The organism is Mesorhizobium caraganae (assembly GCF_016836705.1).
GTDB classification, from domain to species: domain Bacteria; phylum Pseudomonadota; class Alphaproteobacteria; order Rhizobiales; family Rhizobiaceae; genus Mesorhizobium; species Mesorhizobium caraganae.
On the sequence record NZ_JAFCGY010000038.1, the window covers coordinates 18,914 to 42,901 of the forward strand.

The following is a 23,988-nucleotide window of genomic DNA, read 5'->3' on the forward strand; positions in this document are numbered from 1 at the left end:
CCAACGTAAAAAAGGGCGTACAAGGCGGAAGCACCGAAATGTCCGTCAGCGGGAATAAGTCAGTTCGGTGCTGGAGCAGGTTCGTGGCCATGAGACCGGTTCAACAGGGCGGCCGAAGGAGCATCAGCATAGCGCCGCCGTGAGGCGGGATGCGGGGCCGACCGCCCCCAGCGAAGGGCGCCATATGAAACTTTGCTCGCTAACCTGACCGCAGAACAGGAAGCGATCCGCCGCGCATGACGCATGGTCGATCCGGGCCACAGCTAACCCTCACCGGCCGATATGTACGAAATGACCGCCCTGCATACGCTTGCCGGCTTTCCCCATTTCCATCCCTGAAGACCATCACCTTCAATTGTCTGCCTAGCGATGGAGGAATGGCGCCATGACTGGTCCCGGGAAAAGTGCAACAAAGCGGACGATCCGCCGCAAGGAGCTGCGCGAAATCGTACCTCTGGCCGACACCACAATCTATGAAATGGAACAACGCGGGCAATTTCCTCGACGCTTCGCTCTCACCCCTCGGTGCGTGGTTTGGGATCTGGCCGAAGTAGAAGCCTGGCTGCAGGCTCGCAGGGCAGTTCCGATCCCCCGAGCGAGTCCTCCTGATGTGCGTTTACGGAAAACCTCTCCGGTCAGAGCGCGAGATCGGGCACAAATACCGTAAGCACCGGGGATGATCGCCACGGTTTGGTGTCGATGATCAATCCGTTCCGGCATATCTGCCGCGGCGGCGGATGGTGGGCGTCCATGAAACCAGATTGAGCGGTCGCGAACGTCGAAGCTGCTAACCCGAGAATCGGGACATCTGTGATAACCATCCACCCCGCCGAAGACCACTGACGTCGGCACAATCGCGCCGGCGGCATGATGGCGATGATGATCAGGAGCAAAGAGCGTGCGGAGCTTGCTGCTTATGATCGGCATGATGCCGTCTGATGTCACGGTTATCAGAGCCTCGAAAACAGCCGTTATATAAGCTATTTTCCTCACAAAAGCGCGAAACAGCTAATTTGTGAGGCGAAAATGATCGACCTGAACGATATTGGCAATGAGATCAAGAATGCCAGGAAGCAGCGCAAGCTGACCCGGGAAAAGCTCGCCGAACTTTCCGGGCTCAGCCGGGCGAGGATCGAGGCGCTTGAGAATAGCAGGGTATCCGACATGGGTTTCAAACGCGTGCTCACGCTCATGAACATTGTAGGGCTCGATTTCCGGCTGACGACCTTCAACAACAAGCGCCCGACACTCGAAGACATCATTGAGGAAGATGATGCTGCGCGTTTAGACAGGTAGCAGAAGCCAGTCGGTGGCCTGGACAGATCCGGCAAACGTGGTTCGCCTTTCGTGTACGATGTGGGGTCGCCGGAGTGCAGCCGAAGGTCCTGGTGCGAGCCAGGGAACCGTTAACAGGAATCACAAAAGTGGCTTGCTAATGCCTGGCAGTAGTGAGTCCCGAACCGCCTCACCATATTTTCGTCCAGCTATAATACCGGCGCCACAAAGTTTCATATTAATGCGTAGCAGGAAAAACGGACTCGGCGAACCTCGGGCCAAACAGGCGTGATGCGCCGTACAACCGGTGTATGGAATTAAAGGGCCGGATCAGGCTCCAAGATCGGCATCGACGGCGGGATCAGTGTCGGCACATGTTTCTTGCCACCGACCCAGGCATCGACGATATCCGACCATTCCTGCATCATGTGGCGGCGTTGCACCTCATATTCGGCCTTGTTGTAGACACCACGCGACGAGCGCCCGTCCTCGTGCGCCAGGCATTTCTCGATCCAATCGCTGTTGAAACCAAGTTCATTCAACAGCGTCGAGCCCGTTCGCCGCAGGTCATGAACCGTAAACGGCTCCAGAGGCAGCCCCTCGGACTTCGCCCGCTCGACGACCGCGTAGGTAACGCGGTTAAAGGTGGCGCGCGACATCGGAGCATCCGCATCGTACCGCGATGGAAGAAGGTATCTGGAATTCCCTGCACAGGTCTTCAGGGCAATCATGATGTCGAGCACTTGGCGTGACAGGTAGACGTTATGCGCCTTCGATCGCTTCATGCGTTCTTTCGGGATCGTCCAGACTGCATTTTCAAAATCGACCTCGTCCCACACCGCGTCCTGCAGCTCGCTTTTACGCACCATAGTGAGCAGATAAAGCCGCATTCCCAAACGGATCGTGGGAAGTGTGGGGATGTGCTCGAGCTGCTTCAGCATCACACGAATTTCCGAGGCCGAGAGCGAGCGATCCTTCGGCACGAAAGTCGCAATTGATGCGGGTGCGACTTCATCGGCAGGGTTGGCGACCTTCTCTCCATGCAGGATCGCAAAGCCATAAATCTGTTTCGCGATGTCTCGTACGTGAATGGCTGTCGCCGGAGCCCCACGTTCGACGATGCTGCCGCATAGGGCTCTTAGATCGTCCGGCGTGATCTCCGTCAGGAGTCGATTGCGCCAGGCCGGAAGCAGCTCTCGCTCGAAGATGGAACGCCGCATGGCGCGCGTACTGTCGGCCATCGGCGCGGCGGTGAGCCACTTCTGCCCGAACTCGCCAAAACTTTTGGCCTCTTTCAAGCGGCGCTTCTCGCGCTGCTTCTCGATGGCCGGCGATCGTCCCTCGCGAACAGCGCGCTTCGCGTCGAGGCACTTCTCTCGGGCCAACGCGAGCGAGATGCCGTCTCTGCCATATCTGCCTAGATAGACCGTTTCACGGCGTCCATTCAGCCTGTAGTCCAGCCGAAACGAGATCACACCACTGGGCATGACGCGGATGTACATGCCGTCACGGTCTGCAATCTTGTAGATTTTCTGTTTTGGTTTCAGCGCCTTAAGGGCGGCATCCGTCAGCATGCCTACTGCCTCCTGAAAAAGTACTGTCAGTACAATTTTGAGGCTTCTCGGCAGAAAATTCCTTTTTTTCTTCAATGCCTTATGGGGCAAAAAAGTACCGTCACTAGCCTCATTGACCGTGACGGTACTCAGAAAATTTCGGGTGGGCAATATGTATGCGACCCGTCAGTCGGTCTGTCACAACCAATCTCTGCGTGCCGATTGTCGCTGATCCTCTATGAAAGGATTTATCTTTGTTTTCAGTATTTTACGTCGCAGATTGGCGTAGGTTCGGCGACGTGTGAGTGGGCCTGAATCATTCCCACTCGATCGTCCCTGGCGGTTTCGAGGTCACGTCGTAAACAACGCGGTTGATGCCGCGGACCTCGTTGATGATGCGGGTGGCGGCGGCGCCGAGGAAGGCCATGTCGTAGTGGTAGAAATCCGCCGTCATGCCGTCGACCGAGGTCACGGCGCGGAGCGCGCAGACGAATTCATAGGTGCGGCCGTCGCCCATGACGCCAACGGTCTGCACCGGCAGCAGCACGGCGAAGGCCTGCCAGATGGCGTCGTAGAGGCCGGCCTTGCGGATCTCGTCGAGATAGATGGCGTCGGCCTCGCGCAGGATCTCCAGCTTTTCGCGCGTGATGCCGCCGGGGCAGCGGATGGCGAGGCCAGGACCCGGGAACGGATGGCGGCCGATAAAGCTCTCGGGCAGGCCGAGCTCCTTGCCGAGCGCCCTCACCTCATCCTTGAACAGTTCGCGCAGCGGCTCGACCAGTTGCATGTTCATGCGCGCGGGCAGGCCGCCGACATTGTGGTGCGACTTGATGGTCACCGACGGGCCGCCGGTGAAGGAGACGCTTTCGATGACGTCGGGATAGAGCGTGCCCTGGGCCAGGAAATCGGCGCCGCCAAGTTTCTTGGCCTCTTCCTCGAACACTTCGATGAACAGCCGGCCGATGGTCTTGCGCTTTTTCTCCGGGTCGACTTCGCCTTCCAGCGCGGAGATGAATTTTTCCGAGGCATCGACCAGGATCAGCGGCAGATTGTAGTGCTGGCGGAACATCGCCACCACGCCTGCCGCCTCGTCCTTCCTCATCAGGCCATGGTCGACGAGGATGCAGGTCAACTGGTCGCCGACCGCCTCGTGGATCAAAAGCGCTGCAACCGAGGAGTCGACGCCGCCCGACAGGGCGCAGATCACCTTGCCCTTGCCGACCTGCTTGCGGATCGCCTCGACCGCGTGCTCGCGGTAGGCGCGCATCGTCCAGTCGCCTTCGATGCCGGCAATGTTGTGGACGAAGTTCCTGAGCAGCCTGGCGCCATCAGGCGTGTGCACCACTTCGGGGTGGAACATGATGCCGTACATCTTGCGCGCAACATTGCCGAAGATGGCGAAGGGCGAGCCTTCCGACTTGCCGAAGACCTCAAAACCCTTGGGCAGCGAGATGACGCGGTCGCCATGGCTCATCCACACCTGGTGGCGCTGGCCTGGCGCCCACAGGCCCTCGAACAGCGGGCTGTCCTTTTCGATCTCGACGAAGGCGCGGCCGAATTCGCGATGGTCGGAGCTTTCGGCGACGCCGCCCATCTGCACGCACATGGCCATCTGGCCGTAGCAGATGCCGAGCACCGGCACGCCGGCGTCGAAGACGATCTGCGGCGCGCGCGGGCTGCCGATATCTGTGGTCGAGGCGGGACCGCCCGACAGGATCACGGCTTTGGGATTTATGCGCTTGAAGGCAGCTTCGGCCGATTGGAACGGCACGATCTCGGAAAACACGCCGGCCTCGCGGATGCGGCGGGCGATGAGCTGCGTAAACTGGCTGCCGAAATCGACAATCAGGACTGTATCGGGATGATTGGCTGTCGTCATGGCGAGCCTTTAGAGAAAGAAACGAGTCGACGCAATGGGTTGCGAGGCCGCACCGCTACGGAACTTCGGCGTCTTTGTCACCGGCATTCGGCAGGTGTGTATCGAGGGCTCGCAAGGCGTCCATCAGCGCTGCGAAGCGCTGATGGCCGATGCGCCCGACATAGCGCCGCTCGATCTCAAGCTTGATGCGGTCACCGTCGCGCAAGGCATCCAGCCCCTTGCTTGTATAGCCGACAAGCTTGCTGCGCCCATCGCGCGGATCGGGCAGGCGCTGCACCACGCCTTCCGCCTCCAGCCCGTCGAGCAATTGCTGGACCGCCTGCTTGGAAATCGCCGAGCGATCGATCAGAGCAGCCTGGCGAATGCCGTCGCGAGCAATATGCCCCAGCAGCCCGGCGCGCGCTTCGGTGAACCAGCCGTGGCCGGCAGCGCGCATCGCGGCGGCAAATTCGGCCTGCCAGGCGCGGCTCGCCTGCCACAGGCGCCAACCGATGTGATCGGGCAGTGCTTTGGTTCTTTCGTCAAGCTCCTTGACCATCTCGATAGCGCTCCATATAGTCAAGATACTTGACGACCTTTATCGCGTCGAGCGATTTCGAACTCAACCTTGGGACCTCGAACAATGACAATTTTGAACAGGGACACGCTGGCCATTATCATGATCGGAACCACGCATGTCATCGACATGGGTGGCGAGAGCGCCTTCATCCACTATGAAACCGCTGAAAAGGCACACATGCTGCTGCCGGACGGCACCCGCTTCCATGGACAATGGGACCTGCTGGACGACGGCTACAAGGTTGAATGGACCGATGGCCCCGCCGGCTCCTGGAAACTCGAGCACACGAGCGGCGCAATCGACTATGTCGATGCAACCGGCACGGTGCGCGGTCGCATCTCGCGCATCGATTTCGGCGACACTGCCAGCTTGGCGGCTTGATCGGTACAGTCAGGCGCCCAGCAAACCGTCGCCGATGGCCTGGTCGAGGCACTCGACCGCATCCGCCAGCTTCTCGTCAATGACATGCAGATATTCGGTCCAGTCGCCGACATGCCGCAGATCAGCGGCGCCGTCGGAAATGCCGCGCAGGCCGATCAACGGGATATCGAACAGCTGGCAGGCGCGCAGGCAGGCGAAGGTTTCCATGTCGACCATGTCTGCTGTAATAGCGTCATAGGCACCGCCGGTGATGATGGCGCCGCCGGTCGACAGCGAAGCTTCCTTGATCCCGGGAATCCGGAATGGCAGCGGCACGGTCACCGGCAGGTCGAGAAACGGCGTTGCACCCTTCTCGAACCCTAAGGGCGAGGCATCGATGTCGCGATAGCTCACCGAGACCGCCTGGTAGATTTCGGTCTGCTCAAGTGTGCGGCTGCCGGCGGAGCCGAGCGAGACGACGAGATCGGGCAGCGTCGTCTGCGACTTCAGCCAGGACAGTTCGGCGCCGAGGCGCACGCCTGCCTCGACCGGGCCGACACCCGTCATCAGCGGCGTGAACAGTTTCTGCAGATGCGGACCGTATTCGGCCTGCGCCGCCATGACGAAGAGGACCTCCTTGCCGCCAATGCGCGTAACTTTGGCCATCAGCCGGCAATCCCGTCGCGACCAACCACTGTCATCATGGTTCCGGTCATAGTGGCGATCAGCTTGGCCTCGCCGTCGGTGGCAAAGGCATAGGCCTGGCCGTCGGCGACGATGATGGTGCGGCCGGGCTTGGTCACCGAGCCGCGAAACAGAAAACGCTCGCCCCTGCCCGGCGCCAGCAGATTGACCTTGAATTCGATGGTCAGCACGCTGGAGCTTTCCGGCAACAGCGAAAACGCGGCATAGCCGCAGGCCGAATCCAGCGCCGTCGAAATCACCCCGGCATGCAGGAAGCCATGCTGCTGGGTGAGTGCGGCCGAATAGGGCATTTCGATCTCGATGATGCCCGGCGTCACCAGTGTCAGCTCGGCGCCGATCGTCGCCATCGCCTGCTGGCGCGCAAAAGACGCCCTGACGCGATCCTCATAGTCGGGAGCCGGTACGATCTTTGCTGCCATGGCTGTCGCCCTGATTGATCTGCAAAAGCTTATTGCAGAGGCTTGAACGCCGCGCAAACGCTTTTGCTGCACTGCAACAAACGCCGCCGCCGCCATCAAAGGATGAAACCCGGCTGCAGATCGCTGTAGGCGCCAAGATTCAGGCCGCCCGGCGCAGCGCGCAGAAGTAGAACCCGTCGGTGCCGCTCAGCGCCGGCGACAGCGAGATGTCGCTTGTCTTGCCGATCCGCGCGGCCGTCGCGTGGCCCGGAAAATGGACGTCCCAGAGTGTGCGATGGTCGACCGGAACAAAGCCTTCGTGCCGCTCGCGGAAGGCGGCGATCTGCTCGCCATTCTCCTCGTCGAACACCGAGCAGGTGATGTAGGCCAGCAGCCCGCCAGGTTTGACATAGGCCTTGGCGGCATCGAGGATCGCCGACTGCTCGCCTTTGCGGGCGTCGAGCTGTCTCTGTGTCAGCCGCCATTTGGCGTCGGGACGGCGCCGCCAGGTGCCGCTGCCGGTGCATGGCGCATCGACCAGCACAATGTCCATATGGCCCACGAGCGGGCTGAGTTCGGCCGGCTTGGTGACCACCTGCACGTTGCGGTTTTCCGACCGGCGGATGCGGTCGAAGATCGGCGCCAGCCGCGCCTTTTCGGCATCATGGGCAAAGACTTGGCCTTTGTTAGCCATCGCCGCCGACAGCGCCAGCGTCTTACCGCCGGCGCCGGCGCAGAAGTCGAGCACCTGCATGCCGGCTTGCGCACCGGCAAGTGCGGCGACGATCTGCGAGCCCTCGTCCTGGACCTCGTACCAGCCTTTCTGGAAGGCGGGCTCGGCCTGCACATTCGGGTGCCGGCCGTCGCCATCGATGGGCGGGATGCGAATGCCTTGCAACGCGATAGCGGCCGGTTTGGCGCCGGTGTCGGTGAGTTCCGCCAACACTTTGGCTCGGTCAGCCTGCAGCGTGTTGACCCTGATGTCGAGCGGCGGGCGGGTGGCAAGAGCTGCCCCTTCCGCCACCCAGGTTTCGCCGAAGGCTCGTTCGAACAGCGGCGCGCACCAGTCGGGTACGTCGGCCCGCACGGCCTCCGGCGCGTCTTCGGGGCGGCGTTCGGCCAGCACCTGCAACTCGGCGGCGCTGAGCAGCGGCGGCGCGAACTTGTCGCCGTCGAGCGCATCGTTGAGCGATTGCGCCGTCTGGCCCCATTCGATGAGCAGCGCGCCGAAGCCGATGGCGCGCGGCGTGTCTTCACCGAGCAGCCAGCCGGCCGAACGCTTGTGGCGAAGCGCGTCGTAAACGATGTTGCCGATCGCCGCGCGGTCGCCGCCGCCGGCGAAGCGATGCGACAAGCCCCAATCCTTCAGCGCATCGGCCACCGGCCGATGGCGCCGGCCAATGTCTTCCAGCACTTCGATGGCTGCCGCCAGCCGTCCGCCCAGTCGCATTCGTTATTCCATCAATCGAGCACAGGATCTTCCGGCCTGCTCTTAGAGCCTTTCACGTCGAGATTGAACCCCGCTTGAATTCGCGGCGACAAGGCGATCCCGATCGCGGGCGGCGAATTTCCCCGGCCGGCAAATGTCCGCCCGCCGGCGACAACAAATTCCAAATAGATGCAGGTCCTCTAATGTTGGAAACTGGCTGCCGCAAGCATGGCCTGTGGCGCAACTGCTGTGCTTTCCAAGCTTTTGCGTTGGGAATACTCTCTGCCCCATGATTCGCGGCGCAGAAAACGCGAACCCGCGGATCGATACGAGGAGAGGGCAATGAAAACGTATCTCGCGGAAGTTCTAGGGACATTTCTGTTGGTGTTCATCGGCACGGCGTCGGTGGCGACGGGCGGCTTCCTGGCCGATCTGCCGCTCGGCCAGGAAGCCATCGGCCTGGCGTTCGGCATCGGCCTGATTGCGGCGGCCTATGCGGTCGGACCGATTTCCGGCGCGCATCTCAATCCGGCCGTCACGCTCGGCGTCTTCCTTGCCGGCCGGCTGCCGGCCAAGGATGTCATCCCTTACTGGATCGCACAGGTCATCGGCGCCATCCTGGCCTCGCTGGCGCTGTGGATCATCGTCTCCGGTCAGACCGGCGGACACACAACCGGCTTCGGCGCCAATGGCTGGGACGTGGCGAAATGGGGGATGAGTTCGGCCTTCCTGTGGGAGCTGATCGGCACCTTCACCTTCGTCACCGTCATCCTCGGCGTCACCGCGGAAAAGCACTCGACGGCGTTCGCAGGCCTAGTCATCGGCCTGACGCTGGCAGGGCTGCACTTCGCCATGATCCCGGTGACCGGCACCTCGGTCAATCCGGCGCGTTCGATCGGCCCGGCGCTGTTTACCGGTGGTGACGCGCTCAAACAGCTCTGGCTGTTCATCGTCGCGCCGCTGATCGGTGGTGCCATTGCCGGCGTCGTCGCCAAAGCGCGCATCTTCGAAAAGGACTGATTTCGAAACCTGCATAAACAAAAAGGCGCGGGCCTCGGCCCGCGCCTTTTTGCTTGGGAGGTTGTAATCAGGCGGCGATGTCGAAGCGGTCGGCGTTCATCACCTTGGTCCACGCCTTGACGAAATCGCCGACGAATTTCGGCCCGGCATCCGCCGACCCGTAGACCTCGGCCAGCGCGCGCAACTGCGCATGCGAGCCGAAGATCAGGTCGGCGCGGGTGGCGGTCCACTTGACTGCCTTGGTCTTGCGGTCGCGCGCTTCGTAGACCTCGTGCGAGCCCGGCTCGGAGGCCGGATCCCAGACGGTCGCCATCGAGAGCAGGTTGACGAAGAAGTCGTTCGTCAGCGTGCCCGGCCTATCGGTCAATACGCCATGCTTCGAGCCGCCGGCATTGGCGCCGAGCACGCGCAGGCCGGCGACCAGCACCGTCATCTCCGGCGCCGTCAGGTTGAGCAGTTGCGCGCGATCGACCAGCAACGCTTCGACCGACATCGGCAGCTTGCCGCTGACATAATTGCGGAAGCCATCGACTTTCGGCTCAAGCGCGGCGAAGGAATGAACGTCGGTCTGCGCCTGCGAGGCGTCGGTGCGGCCCGGCGTGAACGGCACCTTCACCGCGTTGCCGCCATCCGCCGCGGCCTTCTCGACCGCGGCGACACCACCGAGCACAATGAGGTCGGCCAGCGACACCTTCTTGCCGCCAACGTTGAACTCCTTCTGGATGGCCTCGAGCTTCGCCAGCACCTTGGCCAGTTCAGTCGGCTGGTTGACCTCCCAGTCCTTCTGCGGTGCCAAACGAATGCGCGCGCCATTGGCGCCGCCGCGCTTGTCGGAGTTGCGGAAGGTAGAGGCCGAGGCCCAAGCGGTCGAAACCAGCTGCGAAACGGTGAGGCCCGAAGCCAGGATCTTGGCCTTCAGGGAAGCGATATCCTGGTCGCTGACCAGTTCATGGTCGACTGCCGGCACCGGATCCTGCCAGATCAGCTCTTCCTTCGGAACCAACGGGCCGAGATAGCGCACGATCGGACCCATGTCGCGATGGGTGAGCTTGAACCAGGCGCGGGCGAAGGCGTCGGCGAACTGCTCGGGATGCTCATGGAAACGCCGCGAGATCTTCTCATAGGCCGGGTCGGCACGCAGTGCGAGGTCGGTGGTGAGCATCGCCGGTGCATGGCGCTTTCCCGGATTGTGCGCGTCCGGCACCGTAACCGCGCCGGAACCGCCTTTCGGCGTCCACTGATGGGCGCCGGCGGGGCTCTTGGTCAGTTCCCATTCGAAGTTGAACAGATTGTCGAAGAAGTTGTTGCTCCACTTGGTCGGCGTCGTCGTCCAGGTGACTTCGAGGCCTGACGTGATCGCATCGCCGGCAATGCCTGACGCATGCTTGCTCGACCAGCCGAGCCCTTGCGCCTCGATGCCGGCGCCTTCCGGCTCGGCGCCAACAAGGGCTGCATCACCGGCGCCGTGGGTCTTGCCGAAGGTGTGGCCGCCGGCGATCAGCGCCACGGTTTCCTCGTCGTTCATCGCCATGCGCCCGAAGGTCTCGCGGATATCGCGCGCCGAGGCCAGCGGATCGGGCTTGCCGTTCGGGCCTTCCGGATTGACGTAGATCAAGCCCATCTGCACGGCGCCGAGATGGCCGTGCAGTTCGCGGTCGCCGGAGTAGCGCTTGTCGTCGAGCCACTTGGTTTCCGAACCCCAGTTGACGTCCTGCTCGGGCTCCCAGACATCGGCGCGGCCGCCAGCAAAACCAAAGGTCTTGAAGCCCATCGATTCCAGCGCGACGTTGCCGGTGAGGATCAACAGGTCGGCCCAGGAAATCTTGCGGCCGTATTTCTGCTTGATCGGCCACAGCAGCCGGCGCGCCTTGTCGAGATTGGCGTTGTCCGGCCAACTGTTCAACGGCGCGAAACGCTGTTGGCCGCCGCCGGCGCCACCGCGACCATCGCCGATGCGATAGGTGCCGGCGCTGTGCCAGGCCATGCGAATGAACAGCGGCCCGTAATGGCCGAAATCGGCCGGCCACCAATCCTGCGAATCCGTCATCACCTTGTGCAGGTCCTTGATCACCGCATCGAGGTCGAGGCTCTTGAACTCCTCGGCGTAATCGAACGCCTCGCCCATCGGGTCCGAAAGGTTCGACTGCTGGTGGAGAACGCTGATGTCGATCTGGTTCGGCCACCAGTCACGGTTGGTCCTACCGGAGGTTCCATGCGCGACCGGGCATTTGCCGGCGCTGTTGTCGTCGGTATTCGCGTCCATCTTAGCCTCCGAATTGCTGATTTTTCTGTGTTGGTTTTCCGGGCCGGTCGGGAGCCGCGCCACTCTGGAATGGTTCCAGACTAGGCCGTCTCCTCGATAAAAACAAATTGCCTTTCCTGTTTGTTGCGATAGGTTTTCCTTATGATTGGTCTCACCGTCCGGCAGATGCAATATTTCGAGGCTTTGGCGCAAACGCTGCATTTCGGCCGCGCCGCAAAGCTCGCCGGCGTCAGCCAGCCGGCGCTGTCCGCACAGATCGCCGAGATGGAGCAAAGGCTGAACTGCCGGCTGTTCGAACGCGGCGGCAAGACGGTGCGGATAACCGAAGAGGCGCAGGCTCTGCTGCCGCGCATCGAGCGCATCCTGCGCGATATCAGCGAGGTCGAGACGACGGCGCGGCGCGGCCGCCCGGCCATGGAAGGGCGCTTCCGGCTGGGCATCATCCCGACGGTGGCGCCCTATCTGCTGCCGCATGTCCTGCCGGAGCTGAAGCGGCATTTTCCGTCCCTGCAGCTCGAGCTGCGTGAAGCGGTGACGGCGTCGCTGGTCGAGGACACAGCGACGGGACGGCTCGACGCCTTCATCGCCGCGCTGCCGCTCGACCAGCCTGGCCTGGTTACCGAGGCGCTGTTCGCCGACCGCTTCTTCCTCGCCGTGCCGTCAGGCGACCCGGCCTTTGCCTCGCCGCCGGTGCCGCCGGAGAGCCCGGCGCTGGAGCGGCTGATGCTTCTGGAGGAAGGCCACTGCCTGCGGGAACGGGCGCTGGCGCTGTGCGGCAGCGTGCGCCCGGTGGCGATGGCAAGCTACGGCGCCACCAGCCTGACGACACTTCTGCAAATGGTGGCGCATGGGCTCGGCGTCACGCTCATTCCGGAAATGGCGGCAAGACCGGCCAGCGCCATGCCCGATCTCAAGATCGTGCCATTCCAGGAGCCGATGCCGCAACGCACGATCTGCCTTGCGTGGCGCCGCAACAAGGTGCGGCATGATGAGTGCGTGGAACTGGCGAAGATCATTCGCGGGCTGGATCAGGCGGTGCTGGCGGCGTAAAAGGCCAGCCAAGCGTCACAGAACAGGTTGGCGATCATCGCATGCTCCCAGATGATGACCTAGGAAGCCGCATCATTGTCTGCGATGGCGCGAGTCGCGTTCTGGTGCGGACGGAATAGAAAATAGAAAGCGACGATGTGCGTGATCATCAGCAGCGGCACGTAGAGGATCGGGACCGCATAGGTGGCCCCCAACAGGCCCGCATGGGCAGGCAGGTCGACCTGGATAGCCTGGTAATAGTCGACGACGAGGTCGACCGTTCCGACGACATTGAAGGCGACGACGAATAGCCAGAAGAGCTGGCGTATCCTCACGGTGAGCAGCGCTAGCATGGCCAGCAGCCCGGTTGCGAAGTCGCCATAGGCGGCAAAGATGGCGAAGCTGGCGGGCAGATCGGGGCTGACGACGCCTGGAAGGATGAAGACGAGGCCGAAGAAGCGGAAGCTGTGCAGCGTGGCGATAGCACGTTGCGCCGCGATCCGGTCCAGAGATCCGAGCCAAGGCCAGATGTACGCACCAAAGCACAGTAGCCACGCGACATAGCCGAGAACGAGATGGGTCTGAAAGACGATCTCCGTCGACATTCTGATCTCCTGTCAGCTGTTGATCGACGCGGCCTCGAACACCGCGGTCAGGATACCGAGCCGGCCTTCCATGAGATTTCGACCCAAATTGGCCGCAAGCTCTGCAAAGTCCGATCCCATCACCACGCCGAGATTGGGCGAAGGCGGAGGACCCGACGCACGCAACTGCGCGAACCAGGCCTTGGCGATCTCGGTGTCGTCTTGCGATGCCAGCATGCGGAAGCCGGCCGGTTCGATCGCCTCGCGCGTCGCGTTGATTGTCAGGAGGAAGCTTGTCGCCGGCGTTCGCGCCCAGGGAAGCGGATAGTGCGGCTCGCCGCCGGCCAACACGACGTCGAAGGTGGCAAACCTGCCACTTGGCTTCAGCACGCGCCGAATCTCGTGGTAGAGCCGTGCCCGGTCGGAAATGTTCATCGCCACATGTTGCAGCAGCACGATGTCGAAACGGCCGTCATCGAATGGAAGCTCCAGGGCGCTGGCGGTCTTGAACAACAATTGCCCGCTCTGTCCCGTGCGCTCGGTCAGATAGCGCGCGGCATCCACGAAAGGCTCGCTGAGGTCCACGCCGGTAACCCGGCAGCCATAGGTCGCAGCCAGAAAGCGCGCCGGCCCGCCGACGCCCGAGCCGACATCCAAAACCGACATACCGGTGGCAATCCCCGCCAATTGGGCAAGCTCTGCGGTGGCAGCAAGCCCACGGGTATGAAACTGGTCGAGGGTACCCAATTGCTGCGGCGTGAGAAGCTGATCCTCCGGGCCGAGAGCAGCCAGTACCGTCTTCAGCCGCTCAGTCAGGCCGGTCGCACGATAGTGATCACGCACCCCATCAAGTTCATCGGTCATGGCAAAATGTCTCCGAGGTTCAGCTCTTACTTAAATCCGCTTCCATAGTTCGACTAGCCGCTGTAATCACAACAACCCATGAAGCAGAACTACACAATCCGGCACGGTGCGCTGGAGGGCGTCGAGGTGTTCCTGGCTGTCGCCAGGCACAGCAACTTCCGCCGCGCCGCCGCCGATCTCGGCGTGACGCCGTCCGCCGTGAGCCAGACGGTGCGCTCACTAGAGGCGCGCATGGGCGCGGCGCTGTTTGTCCGCACGACACGCAGCGTCGGTCTGACCGAGGCCGGTCAGCGCTTCCTCGACCGTGCCGGCCCTGCCTTCGAGGAGATTGTCGCCGCCGGCGAGGCCGCGCGTGATGTCGGCCAGCGGCCGACCGGCCTGCTGCGCCTGTCAGTGCCGCGCGCCGTCGTGCCGTTGATCCTGGAGCCGGTGATCGCGTCATTCTGCCAGGCTTATCCCGAGATCGAACTGGAGATCGCCGCGAGCGACGAGATGGTCGATCTGGCGACCGGCGGGTTCGATGCCGGCATTCGCCTCGGCCAGTTCATTGCCACCGACATGGTGGCGGTGCGGCTGACCCCTTCCTTCTCGTTCGTCGTCGTCGGCAGCCCTGACTATCTCGCGCGCCACGGCCGCCCCGAGCGTATCGACGACTTGCGCCACCACGCCTGCCTGCGCTTGCGCCGCTCGAACGGCGCCATCGCACCCTGGACATTCGTCGACGGCAACGAGGCGATCGAGGCCATGGTCTCCGGCCCGCTGATCGCCCACGACTACCCGACATTGCTCGGAGCCGCGATGCGTGGGATTGGGCTGGCGCAGATCCCTCAACCCGTCGTCGAAGGTCCGATTGCCCAGGGAAAACTTGAGTCGGTGCTGGACGACATCGCGGCGACGACGCCGGGCGTCTTCCTCTATCATCCCGGCAAGCGCCAGATCCTCCCGAAGCTGCGCGCCTTCATCGACCACCTCAAATCCGCGGTCTGAAATAAAGAATGATGGCGGAAACCTTGGCGCTTCCCTCCTCTCAAGATCGTGCCGTTCCAGGAGCCAATGCCGCAATGCACGATCTGCCTGGCGTGGCGCCGCAACACGCCTTCAGAAAACCTTTGCCGGCTGTTCTGTTGCGGCATGCCGTGGAGATCGGTTTTCGTGAAGGCTTTCAATTCGGCCCGACGCTGCAATTGACCGCCACGGAGCATTTGCGCGACCCTTTTCAGCGGCCGCTTGTCGATCTCATTGAAAAGGGCATCGTACACGCTGACGTCTGGCATCGGACGAAGGCGGCCGTTTCGACCACAACCGTGTGCGCTACCGCATCGTCCAGCTACCTGACGGGTTGGAATGCTCCGATGGCCCGGCGGCCTCGTGGGCGACGCTGTCGCAGATACGCAAGCTTCTGAAGATTTCCGGCGCATTGACCAATGAAGCGCGCAGCGTCCTGTCGCTGCTGCTGCCGTATTTGTGGAGAGCTTGAGTCACGCCGTCTTCTGCATCACCAATCCCAACTCCTCCGCCATCGCCTCGCCCATCAAAATCGCGGCGCGGCTCGTCTTCTTCAATATCCAATCCGAGATCGGCTCATCTCTTTGCGAGATGGTCAACCAGACGGGCTGCCTCCTCGGCAACGCCGGGTACCGTGCCCGACTTCCGCGTTGATGCGAAATCGAGGCCGGTGAAATAGATGCCGGGATCGACGCCGATGCCATCCTCGTGCAAGGGCTGGCTAGCCGCATCGAGCGCGCCGGGCAGCCCAATCCATCCGAAATCGCCAGTAAAGCCGGTAGACCAGATTACCGAAGAGATCCCGCTGGCCGCCAGGTCGATCGAGCGTATGGGTGGGTTCGGCAGCCGCGGCTCAACCGTTTCGGCCGGGTCATCCTCGGCTGGCGGCGCGTGAAGGCCCGTGTGCTCGATATACTGGTCGACCAGGCGCTTGGCATGTGCGGAGATCTCGTCGCCAAAGCGAATATGGTCGTCAAGCTCATCGCCGAAGACGAAGCTCTCGTTGTCCATCCCTAAGAATCGACCAAGCAGAACGACGCCCAGCGCGCTGAGCGACTGCAGGCTGATGGTGTGGGTCGCGCCGAGCAGCGGGCGCGGTGGCAATTTTCCGGATGGCAGGATCAGTTCCCGGCGCGGGAGATCGAGATGACCACTCAAGGTCAGCCAGTTGAGCATGCTGCCGCCGCGATAGTGTCGCACCCAGCGGCCATTGCGGCATGTCGCCAGAAAGACGGAGCGCCCAGCCAGAACTAGGTCTTCGGCAATCTGGCCGCCCGATTGGCCGCTGCCGACCACCAGCACCGCACCGTCGTCAAGTGCGGCCGCATTGCGATATGCGGAGGAATCGATCTGGCGAAGTGTCGGCGGCAGGTCGGCGGACCAGGGCGGGCGGACCGGACAATTCAGATTGCCAGTCGCGATCACCACGTTGCGCGCCCGAAACGTGCCATCTGGCGTCGCCACCCGATAGTGACCATTGTCTCTTGTCAGCTTCTGCACTGGACTCCCGGTTCTCACCGGCAATCGGTGCCGCTCTATGTAGCTCTCCAGATAGCCGACGAATTCGTGGTGTGTGATCGCACCCCAAGGATCCGGCCCGTCGTAGGCATCGCCGGGCAGGATCGAGCGTATGTTGGGCGAATTCAGCAGGAAGGAATCCCATCGCTGTGTTCGCCATGTCTCGCCGACGCGGCTTCGTTCAAGCACGCAATGCTTGAGCCCCTGTTGTTTCAGAAAATAGCTCGCGCCGAGCCCGGCCGAACCGGCGCCTATGACAACGGCATCAAGTATTCCCCCCACCGTGTTCCCCAACAAAGATCCACTTCGAAATTAATACTGTGCGGGGAGCGGATGCGAGGGCGCTCACCCCTGCAATGCGGCGAGGCATTTTGTGCCGCCCCTGAACCAGGCCAGTGTACTGCAAGGAGCCTGTTTCTGACAGCCCTAGGGATGGAAGCCGTCCCTACTTCGCGGAAGCGTTCTCTTGTCGGCTAGCTCTAGCGGTTTGCCAGCCGGCGGCCGCCTCATCCCCGCATCTGATCCCACCAACCCCTCAAGGTACAAATATCAGAAATACGTAAGTAAAAAATACAACAGCATGGACCATTCCGGTCAGGAACGTCGTCCTTTCGTTACTAAAGCTTACGCCGCATATGAAAAGCGCTAAAACCAAAAGTACTGCGTCGGCCTCCGGGAGCCCCAGGGTTAACCCTCGTCCCGTCAGCAGGCTGGCTGCTGCGACCGCCGGTATTGTCAAACCAATCGTGGCGCAAGCCGAACCCATTGCGACATTCAGGCCGCGCTGCAGCTCATTGTTGAGTGAAGCGCGAACCGCCGAAATGGCCTCCGGCATCAAAACCAGACCCGCGATCATTGCCCCCACAATGCTGTCAGCCTGGGCCACCTGGTAGGCAACGAGCGCATCTTCAACACTTGCGGCGACCTGCTCGGCGAGCATGACAATTCCAATCAGCCCGATCACCAGGAGCAAAGCGCTGGCAGAGATGCTTTCGTGAGGCGCGGTTCGCATCGAGACGTCGAGTGCTTCTCCTTCGACGAAGTCGTCCCGGTGCCGGACCGTCTGCGCGAACACGAAACTTGCATAGAGAAGCACTGAAAGCACGCTGACAAAACCAAGTTGCGCTGCTGAAAATGTGCCGGGATCGGTGGTCCGTGTGTAGGTCGGCAGGATAAGCGTCATGACGGTCAGTGCGACCAGAACCGCCAGATATGCGCTTGTCCCTTGCCGGACTATTGCCTGCTTGCGATGACGCCAGCCACCAAGCGTGAGACACATCCCGACAACGCCGGTGGAGGCAATCATCACCGTCGAGAAGACGGACTCACGTGCAAGCGTGGGGTTGTTCTCTCCATGCAGCATCATGGAAACGATGATCGACACTTCGATTGCCGTCACGGCAAAAGTCAGCACCAATGTGCCGTAGGGCTCCCCCACACGGAGGGCCACCGCCTCGGCGTGATCGAGCACCACGAAAATTGTGATGAACATGATCGCACTCGAAAGCGCTCCGACGAGGATCCTGACGCTCTGCGAACCTTCGTCCACCGACAGCCCGCTGGCTCTGACCGCAACGGCCATTGCCAGGGCGGCCAAAGGCATCGCATAGGAAATCGCCGATCGTGCGAAACCAGTCATTCAAGCCCCCATGCGTCTCTGCAAACCGTGCGGAAAGCCTGTGCGGAGCACCCCAATGTCATTGCGAAGCCGGCAATCCCCATCACCCGGCATTCGACCCTCAAGCCGTCTTCTGAACCACCAACCCCAGTTCCTCCACCATCGCCTCCCTCATCAAAAACTTCTGCGGCTTGCCGGTCACCGTCATCGGCAATTCGGTGCGGAAGCGGATGTAACGGGGGATTTTGTAGTGGGCGATCTGGCCGGCGCAGAAGTTCCTGATCTCCTGCTCGGTGGCGATCTGGTTGGGGTTCAGCACGATCCAGGCGCACAACTCCTCGCCATATTTGGTATCGGGAATGCCGAACACCTGCACTTCCTTGACCTTGGGATGGCGGTAGAGGAACTCCTCGACCTCGCGCGGATAGACGTTCTCGCCGCCCCGGATGACCATGTCCTTGACCCGGCCGACGATGTTGCAATAGCCCTCGGCATCTATTGTTGCGAGGTCGCCGGTGTGCATCCAGCCGTCGCTATCGATTGCCTCGGCGGTTTTTTCCGCGTCGTCCCAATAGCCCTTCATCACGGAATAGCCGCGCGTGCACAGTTCGCCGGGCGCGCCGACGGCGACGGTGGCGCCCTCGGCGTCGATGGCCTTGACCTCGACATGCGGGTGGATGCGGCCGACGGTGGAGACGCGCTTTTCCAGCGGGTCGTCGACGCTGCTCTGGAACGAGACCGGACTGGTCTCTGTCATGCCGTAGGCGATGGTCACCTCTTCCATATGCATCAGCGAGACCACTTTCTTCATCACCTCGATCGGGCATGGTGAACCCGCCATGATGCCCGTGCGCAGGCTGGAGAGGTCGAAGCTGGCGAAGTCGGCGTGGTCGAGCATGGCGACGAACATGGTGGGCACGCCGTAGAGGCCGGTGCAGCGTTCCTGCGCCACCGCCTTGAGCGTCGCGCCGGCATCGAACCCCTCGCCCGGGAAAACCATCGTGGCGCCCTTGGTGACACAGCCCATCGTGCCCATCGACATGCCGAAGCAGTGGTAGAGCGGCACCGGAATGCAGAGCCGGTCGTCGACGGTAAGCTTGATTGCCGCGGTGACGAAATTGCCGTTGTTGACGATGTTGGTGTGGGTCAGCGTGGCGCCCTTGGGCGCGCCTGTCGTGCCCGAGGTGAACTGGATGTTGATGGCCTCGCCGGGCTTCAACCCCTCGGAGATGCGGTCGAGGCTGTCATGCTCGTCGCGGCCGGCCATCGACAGCACATCGGCGAAATTGAACATGCCGGGCGAATTGTCGTCGCCCATGCGGATGACGATCTTCAGCGTCGGCAGTTTCTGCGCCTTGAGCTTGCCGGGGGTGGCCTTGGCGAGCTCCGGCGCCAGCGTCTCGATCATGCCGAGATAGTCGGAGGTCTTGAAACTGGCCGCCGTCACCAGCGCCTTGCAGCCGACCTTATTGAGAGCATATTCCAGTTCGGTCAGCCGGTAGGCCGGGTTGATGTTGACCAGGATCAGGCCGATGCGGGCGGTGGCGAACTGCGTCACCAGCCATTCCCAGCGGTTGGGCGACCAGATGCCGACGCGGTCGCCCTTTTCGAGGCCAAGCGCCAAGAAGCCGGCGGCGAGCGTGTCGACGGTGTCAGACAGTTCGCTCCAGGTGAAGCGCTTGTCCTGGCCGAGGAAGACGGCGGCATCCTGCGTGGCGTATTTGCTGACCGTGTCGGAAAACAGCGTGGGAATCGTCTGTTTCAGCAGCGGCGCCGAGCGATCGCCCGAGACATGCGCCCTGCCGTCGACCGGGGCGATGAAGGTGCCGCCTTTGGCCGGGCCGCGCAAATGTGTGGCGTTCTGGAGTTCGTCGAGTTTGATCGCCATCGCCGTTTCCTCCCGGGATATGGCGAGCCTATCAGCCTGATGGGGCTGTGGAAATCCCGTCGATGGTACTCCTCCCCCTTGAGGGGAGGGTGCCGAGCGAGGCGAGGCGGGTGGGGTCGCCTCAACTGCCTCGACCCCTATCTGGCTTTGAGTGAAAAGATGGAGCACTACCGCAGCGAGCCCACCCGTCCAGCCGCCTTCGGTGGCTGTCCACCCTCCCCTCAAGGGGGAGGGAGGGCGCTCATCTTCGCGGCGATATCGCGCAACAGCGCCTCATCGGGCGCAGCACGCACCTTCTTCGAAGCCACCAGACAAGCCTGCGACTTGAGCACAACGCCGTCGGCCAGCACCTTGAGATGGTTGGCGCGCAAGGTCGAGCCGGTGGTGGTGATGTCGACGATGACGTCGGCAAGGCCCGCCGCCGGCGCGCCTTCGGTGGCGCCGAGGCTTTCGACGATGCGGTAGACCTGGATGCCGTGCTTTTGCGAGAAGAATTGTTGCGTCAGCCGCCAGTATTTGGTGGCGATCCTCAGCCGCCGGCCATGGCGCTGGCGGAAATCGGCGGCGACATCGTCGAGGTCGGCCATGGTGTCGACGTCGAGCCAGATGCCGGGCACGGCCACGACCACATCGGCATGGCCGAAGCCGAGACGGGCGACGATCTCGGTGCGCGCTTCCCAGTCGGCAAGGTTTTCGCGCAGCAGATCTTCGCCTGTGATGCCGAGATCGACCGAGCCTTGGCCGATCTCGCCGGCAATTTCGGACGCCGACAGGAACGCCACCTCAATGCCTTCGGCGCCGTCGATGCGGGCGCGGTATTTGCGGTCGTCGCCGGGCAGGCTGACGGCAAGCCCGGCCTCGGCCAACACCTCCAGCGCCTGCTCCTTGAGCCGGCCTTTCGACGGGATTGCCAACGTGATCATTGCGGCTCTCCCCGCAGCGCTTCGATGCGGTCGAGCCAGACGGAGAAACCGACGCCTGGGATCGGCGTCTTGGCGCCGAGCAGCGTCAGCAGCCGGTCGTAACGGCCGCCGCCGGCCAGCGGTCGCTCGCCACCTTCAGCGGCGATCTCGAAGACGATGCCGGTGTAGTAATCCAGCGGACGGCCAAAGGCGGCGTCGTAGCGGATTGTCTTTGCCGGCAGGCCATGCGCCTCGATGGCCCTGGCGCGGGCGGCGAATTTTTCCAGTGCCGCGCCGAGCGAAAGCCCGGCAGAGGCCGCGAAGCTTTCGAGCGCAGCACTCGCGCCGTCCAGCGGCACGTCGATGGCGAGAAAATCCTTCAGTGCCGCGAAGGCTTCGTTCGACAGTCGCACGCTGCGCAATTCGGCCTTTTCGATCAATCGCCGGGCAATGTCCGCTGGCGCTCGTCCGCCTGACGCCAAAAGGCCTGCCTCTTCCATGCCGCCGGCAATGTGAGCGGACAGCGCTTCGAGATCGCCGTCGAGCACTAGGGCCGCGACATCGCCATCAAGCTGGCCGTTGCGCGGCGGGTTGGCGAGGTCGGCGAGCGCCGCCTGCAGCATCGGCGCGGAGCCGAAGGCGCGCGCCAACCGCATGCGCCAGCCGCGCGGCAGGCCGAGCGCCGCCAGCACCGCCTCGAAGATGGTCTGGTCGCCGAGCATGATCGCCAGGGGGTGGCCCGGCAGCACCAGCTGCAGCAGCGCATGCGCATCGGCCAGCGAACGGGCGTCGGCCTCAGCCGTATTGCGGTCGCCGAGATCCTCGATGCCGGCCTGGAAAAACTCGTTGCCGCCCTCGCGGCGCTGGCGAAACACTTCGCCGAGGTAGGAATAGCGGCGCGGCGTGCCGGCCTGGCTGGCTATGTGGTCGAGGCAGACGGGAATGGTGAATTCAGGCCGCAGGCACAGCGTCTTGCCGGTCTCGCTTTCGGTGAGAAAAATGCGACGGCGCAGATCCTCGCCGGCCATGTCGAGGAACGGATCGGCCGGCTGCAACACGGCCACTTCCACCGCATGGGTGTTGCGGGTGGCGAAGAGGTTGGTGATTTCGGTTGCGATGGTGGGGCGGGAGGTCATGGGCAGCGCCCTTCCCTTCTCCCCTTGTGGGAGAAAGTGGCCGAGCGAAGCTCGGTGGGATGAGGGGTGCGTGACGGAATGAGGCGTTGGCGTTCCCTGGAACACCCCTCATCCGTCTCGGCGCTCCTCGCCGATCCACCTTCTCCCACAAGGGGAGAAGGGAAGAACAGCGCGGCGCTCATCATTTCGCTCGTTCCTCGGCCTGCGCCGCGAGTATCTTCATCACCTCGGCGACCAGCTCGCCCTCCGCCACCGTCACCTGTGCAGGCCTTGCTGCCCGCCATTCGGCGTTGTCGGTAATCTCCGCCGACATGCGGGCGCCCTCGATCAGGTCCTTGATCTGCAGCTCGCCTTTGGCGCGCTCGTCGCCGCCCTGGATGATTGCGACCGGGCTGCCACGGCGGTCGGCGTATTTCAGCTGCGCCTTCATGCCGGCGCCGCCGAGATACATTTCGGAGCGGATGCCGGCAGCGCGCAGTTGCGCAACCATCTTCTGGTAGCGGCCGAGGCTTTCGGTATCCTTGTCCATCACCAGCACGACGACCGGCGCGATGACATCGGTGGTGTCCAGCTTGCCGAGGTTCTTCAGCGCCGTCATCAGGCGGGAGACGCCGATGGAAAAGCCCGTCGCCGGCACTGGCTCGCCACGGAAGCGCGAGACCAGCCCATCGTAGCGGCCACCGCCGCCGACCGAGCCGAAGCGCACGATCTGGCCATCCTCGTTGGGGATCTCGGCCAGAAGCTCGGCCTCGAAGACGGGGCCCGTGTAGTATTCGAGCCCGCGAACGACGGAGCGGTCCATGGCGATACGATCTTCGCCGTATCCGGCCGCCCTGACCAAGGCTTCAATGGTCGAGAGCTCGCCAACGCCTTCCTGATAGATCGCGTTCGCACCCACATTAGAATCCTGGCGCGCCTGTTCCCTCGCTGTCGCGAGAAGGACGGCCTCGGCTTGCACCTCATTCAGTCCAGCGCCCTTGGCAAAGTCACCCTCGCCTTCCTTGCCGCCATCCCAGCGACCCGGACCAAGCAGAAGCTTCACGCCTTCCGGCCCGAGCTTGTCCAGTTTGTCGATAGCCCGCAGCACGGTCAGGCGGCGCCCTGCGTTCTCCTCACCGCCGAGCCCGATCGCCTCCAGCACGCCGTCGAGCACCTTGCGATTGTTGACGCGGATGACGTAGTCGCCGCGTTTGATGCCGAGCGCTTCCATCACGTCGGCCATCATCATCGCCATTTCGGCGTCGGCGGCGACACCCGGCGTGCCGATGGTGTCGGCGTCGAACTGCATGAACTGGCGGAAGCGGCCGGGGCCGGGCTTTTCGTTGCGGAACACCCAACCGGAGCGGTAGCTGCGATACGGCTTCGGCAGCCTCTCAAAATTCTCGGCGACGTAACGCGCCGTCGGCGCAGTCAGGTCGTAGCGCAGCGACAGCCACTGCTCGTCATCGTCCTGGAACGAGAACACGCCTTCGTTCGGCCGGTCCTGGTCGGGCAGGAATTTGCCGAGCGCATCGGTGTATTCGATCAGCGGCTGGTCGGCCGGTTCGAAACCATACAGCTCATAAACCGAGCGGATCGTCGCCATCATCTTCTCGACGGCACGGATATCGTCGGCGCTGCGGTCGGCAAAGCCGCGCGGCAGCCGCGCTTTCGTCTTTTCCGATTTGTCGGCCATGGGATGGGTACTCGGCGTTTCGTGGCGTTACGTGGATCGGTCAAATTACCGCTTTCCACGGCGCGCGTGTCCTAACCGATGCAGCAGGGAGCGGCAAGGGTTTGCGCTTCTTCCTTCTCCCCTTGTGGGAGAAGGTGGCCGAGCGAAGCCTGGTCGGATGAGGGGTGTTCCAGAAGGCACCAACGTCTCACTCCGCTGGAACACCCCTTGTATCTGCACGGAGGAGACTTTGTGCGATGGAAGCGGCTGAGCCTCGAACCGGACGGCCATCCGATTCGAGGCTTGGCGAAGTCGCCCGACACCCCTGCGGCTACAACCGTGGATGAGC

General features: G+C 62.7%; 23 protein-coding genes. 7 read left to right on the forward strand and 16 right to left on the reverse strand.

Going from position 1 to position 23,988, the window contains the following annotated elements:
- The first annotated feature begins 385 nt into the window (after positions 1–385).
- Complete coding sequence (locus JQK88_RS31650; RefSeq protein WP_192250478.1) at positions 386–667, forward strand: helix-turn-helix transcriptional regulator; 282 nt, start codon at positions 386–388, stop codon at positions 665–667.
- 359 nt (positions 668–1,026) lie between these two features.
- Positions 1,027–1,296, forward strand: a complete 270-nt coding sequence (locus JQK88_RS31655) for a helix-turn-helix domain-containing protein (protein WP_192250475.1) — start codon at positions 1,027–1,029, stop codon at positions 1,294–1,296.
- 296 nt (positions 1,297–1,592) lie between these two features.
- Here the strand turns inward: JQK88_RS31655 and JQK88_RS31660 are convergent, their stop codons facing one another.
- The 3 genes from JQK88_RS31660 to JQK88_RS31670 all read right to left on the reverse strand — a co-directional run bounded on the left by JQK88_RS31660 (position 1,593) and on the right by JQK88_RS31670 (position 5,245).
- Complete coding sequence (locus tag JQK88_RS31660; RefSeq protein ID WP_203280544.1) at positions 1,593–2,849, reverse strand: tyrosine-type recombinase/integrase; 1,257 nt, start codon at positions 2,847–2,849, stop codon at positions 1,593–1,595.
- Between the two features lie 295 nt (positions 2,850–3,144).
- Entirely contained in the window at positions 3,145–4,707 is a 1,563-nt protein-coding gene (gene guaA, locus JQK88_RS31665; protein WP_203280545.1) for a glutamine-hydrolyzing GMP synthase, read from the reverse strand.
- A 55-nt stretch (positions 4,708–4,762) separates the two neighbouring features.
- Positions 4,763–5,245 carry a MarR family winged helix-turn-helix transcriptional regulator gene (locus JQK88_RS31670; RefSeq protein ID WP_203280546.1) on the reverse strand — a complete coding sequence of 161 codons (483 nt, stop codon included), beginning with the start codon at positions 5,243–5,245 and terminating at the stop codon, positions 4,763–4,765.
- Between the two features lie 84 nt (positions 5,246–5,329).
- Here JQK88_RS31670 and JQK88_RS31675 point away from each other — a divergent pair, with 84 nt between their 5' ends.
- Positions 5,330–5,647 (forward strand): hypothetical protein, encoded by a 318-nt coding sequence (locus JQK88_RS31675; RefSeq protein WP_203280547.1) that lies wholly within the window; start codon positions 5,330–5,332, stop codon positions 5,645–5,647.
- Positions 5,648–5,656: 9 nt separating this feature from the next.
- Here the strand turns inward: JQK88_RS31675 and JQK88_RS31680 are convergent, their stop codons facing one another.
- From JQK88_RS31680 to JQK88_RS31690, 3 genes are all read right to left on the reverse strand, one after another.
- On the reverse strand, positions 5,657–6,292 hold the full coding sequence (locus JQK88_RS31680) for a 5'-methylthioadenosine/S-adenosylhomocysteine nucleosidase (RefSeq protein ID WP_203280548.1): 636 nt from the start codon (positions 6,290–6,292) through the stop codon (positions 5,657–5,659).
- Positions 6,292–6,750, reverse strand: coding sequence for a PaaI family thioesterase (locus JQK88_RS31685; protein WP_203280549.1), 459 nt, complete (start codon positions 6,748–6,750; stop codon positions 6,292–6,294). The genes JQK88_RS31680 and JQK88_RS31685 overlap by 1 nt, the downstream gene beginning before the upstream one ends.
- 139 nt (positions 6,751–6,889) lie before the next feature.
- Positions 6,890–8,179 carry an RsmB/NOP family class I SAM-dependent RNA methyltransferase gene (locus JQK88_RS31690; RefSeq protein ID WP_203280550.1) on the reverse strand — a complete coding sequence of 430 codons (1,290 nt, stop codon included), beginning with the start codon at positions 8,177–8,179 and terminating at the stop codon, positions 6,890–6,892.
- Positions 8,180–8,500: 321 nt separating this feature from the next.
- Here JQK88_RS31690 and JQK88_RS31695 point away from each other — a divergent pair, with 321 nt between their 5' ends.
- Positions 8,501–9,178, forward strand: a complete 678-nt coding sequence (locus tag JQK88_RS31695) for an MIP family channel protein (RefSeq protein WP_203280551.1) — start codon at positions 8,501–8,503, stop codon at positions 9,176–9,178.
- Between the two features lie 67 nt (positions 9,179–9,245).
- Here the strand turns inward: JQK88_RS31695 and katG are convergent, their stop codons facing one another.
- Complete coding sequence (gene katG / locus JQK88_RS31700) at positions 9,246–11,441, reverse strand: catalase/peroxidase HPI (RefSeq protein ID WP_203280552.1); 2,196 nt, start codon at positions 11,439–11,441, stop codon at positions 9,246–9,248.
- Between the two features lie 141 nt (positions 11,442–11,582).
- Between katG and JQK88_RS31705 the strand changes: the two genes are divergently transcribed.
- On the forward strand, positions 11,583–12,491 hold the full coding sequence (locus JQK88_RS31705; protein WP_203280553.1) for a hydrogen peroxide-inducible genes activator: 909 nt from the start codon (positions 11,583–11,585) through the stop codon (positions 12,489–12,491).
- Positions 12,492–12,550: 59 nt separating this feature from the next.
- Here the strand turns inward: JQK88_RS31705 and JQK88_RS31710 are convergent, their stop codons facing one another.
- Both JQK88_RS31710 and JQK88_RS31715 read right to left on the reverse strand, forming a co-directional pair.
- Positions 12,551–13,075 (reverse strand): DUF8737 domain-containing protein, encoded by a 525-nt coding sequence (locus tag JQK88_RS31710; RefSeq protein WP_192255498.1) that lies wholly within the window; start codon positions 13,073–13,075, stop codon positions 12,551–12,553.
- 12 nt (positions 13,076–13,087) lie between these two features.
- The gene (locus JQK88_RS31715) at positions 13,088–13,918 is read right to left on the reverse strand and encodes a class I SAM-dependent methyltransferase (RefSeq protein WP_203280554.1); all 831 of its coding nucleotides are present in this window, start codon (positions 13,916–13,918) and stop codon (positions 13,088–13,090) included.
- A gap of 78 nt (positions 13,919–13,996) precedes the next feature.
- On the opposite strand from JQK88_RS31715, the gene JQK88_RS31720 reads away from it, so the two are divergent.
- Complete coding sequence (locus tag JQK88_RS31720) at positions 13,997–14,905, forward strand: LysR family transcriptional regulator (protein ID WP_203280555.1); 909 nt, start codon at positions 13,997–13,999, stop codon at positions 14,903–14,905.
- Here JQK88_RS31720 and JQK88_RS31725 read toward each other — a convergent pair.
- On the reverse strand, positions 14,836–15,192 hold the full coding sequence (locus JQK88_RS31725; RefSeq protein ID WP_203280556.1) for a hypothetical protein: 357 nt from the start codon (positions 15,190–15,192) through the stop codon (positions 14,836–14,838). The genes JQK88_RS31720 and JQK88_RS31725 overlap by 70 nt on opposite strands.
- A 32-nt stretch (positions 15,193–15,224) precedes the next feature.
- Between JQK88_RS31725 and JQK88_RS37630 the strand changes: the two genes are divergently transcribed.
- Positions 15,225–15,395, forward strand: coding sequence for an NDP-hexose 2,3-dehydratase family protein (locus JQK88_RS37630; protein WP_203280557.1), 171 nt, complete (start codon positions 15,225–15,227; stop codon positions 15,393–15,395).
- Between the two features lie 104 nt (positions 15,396–15,499).
- Here JQK88_RS37630 and JQK88_RS31735 read toward each other — a convergent pair whose 3' ends face one another.
- From JQK88_RS31735 to hisS, 6 genes are all read right to left on the reverse strand, one after another.
- A complete protein-coding gene (locus tag JQK88_RS31735; protein ID WP_203280558.1) occupies positions 15,500–16,723 on the reverse strand; it encodes a flavin-containing monooxygenase in 1,224 nt (407 codons plus the stop codon).
- A gap of 253 nt (positions 16,724–16,976) precedes the next feature.
- On the reverse strand, positions 16,977–18,080 hold the full coding sequence (locus JQK88_RS31740) for a calcium:cation antiporter (RefSeq protein WP_203280559.1): 1,104 nt from the start codon (positions 18,078–18,080) through the stop codon (positions 16,977–16,979).
- A gap of 100 nt (positions 18,081–18,180) precedes the next feature.
- A complete protein-coding gene (locus JQK88_RS31745; protein WP_192255483.1) occupies positions 18,181–19,947 on the reverse strand; it encodes an AMP-binding protein in 1,767 nt (588 codons plus the stop codon).
- Between the two features lie 221 nt (positions 19,948–20,168).
- Positions 20,169–20,870: an ATP phosphoribosyltransferase gene (gene hisG, locus JQK88_RS31750; protein WP_192255481.1), complete on the reverse strand. Its 702-nt coding sequence runs from the start codon at positions 20,868–20,870 to the stop codon at positions 20,169–20,171.
- Positions 20,867–21,985: an ATP phosphoribosyltransferase regulatory subunit gene (locus tag JQK88_RS31755; protein ID WP_203280560.1), complete on the reverse strand. Its 1,119-nt coding sequence runs from the start codon at positions 21,983–21,985 to the stop codon at positions 20,867–20,869. The genes hisG and JQK88_RS31755 overlap by 4 nt, the downstream gene beginning before the upstream one ends.
- 181 nt (positions 21,986–22,166) lie before the next feature.
- Positions 22,167–23,660: a histidine--tRNA ligase gene (gene hisS / locus JQK88_RS31760; RefSeq protein ID WP_203280561.1), complete on the reverse strand. Its 1,494-nt coding sequence runs from the start codon at positions 23,658–23,660 to the stop codon at positions 22,167–22,169.
- Between the last annotated feature and the right edge of the window lie 328 nt (positions 23,661–23,988).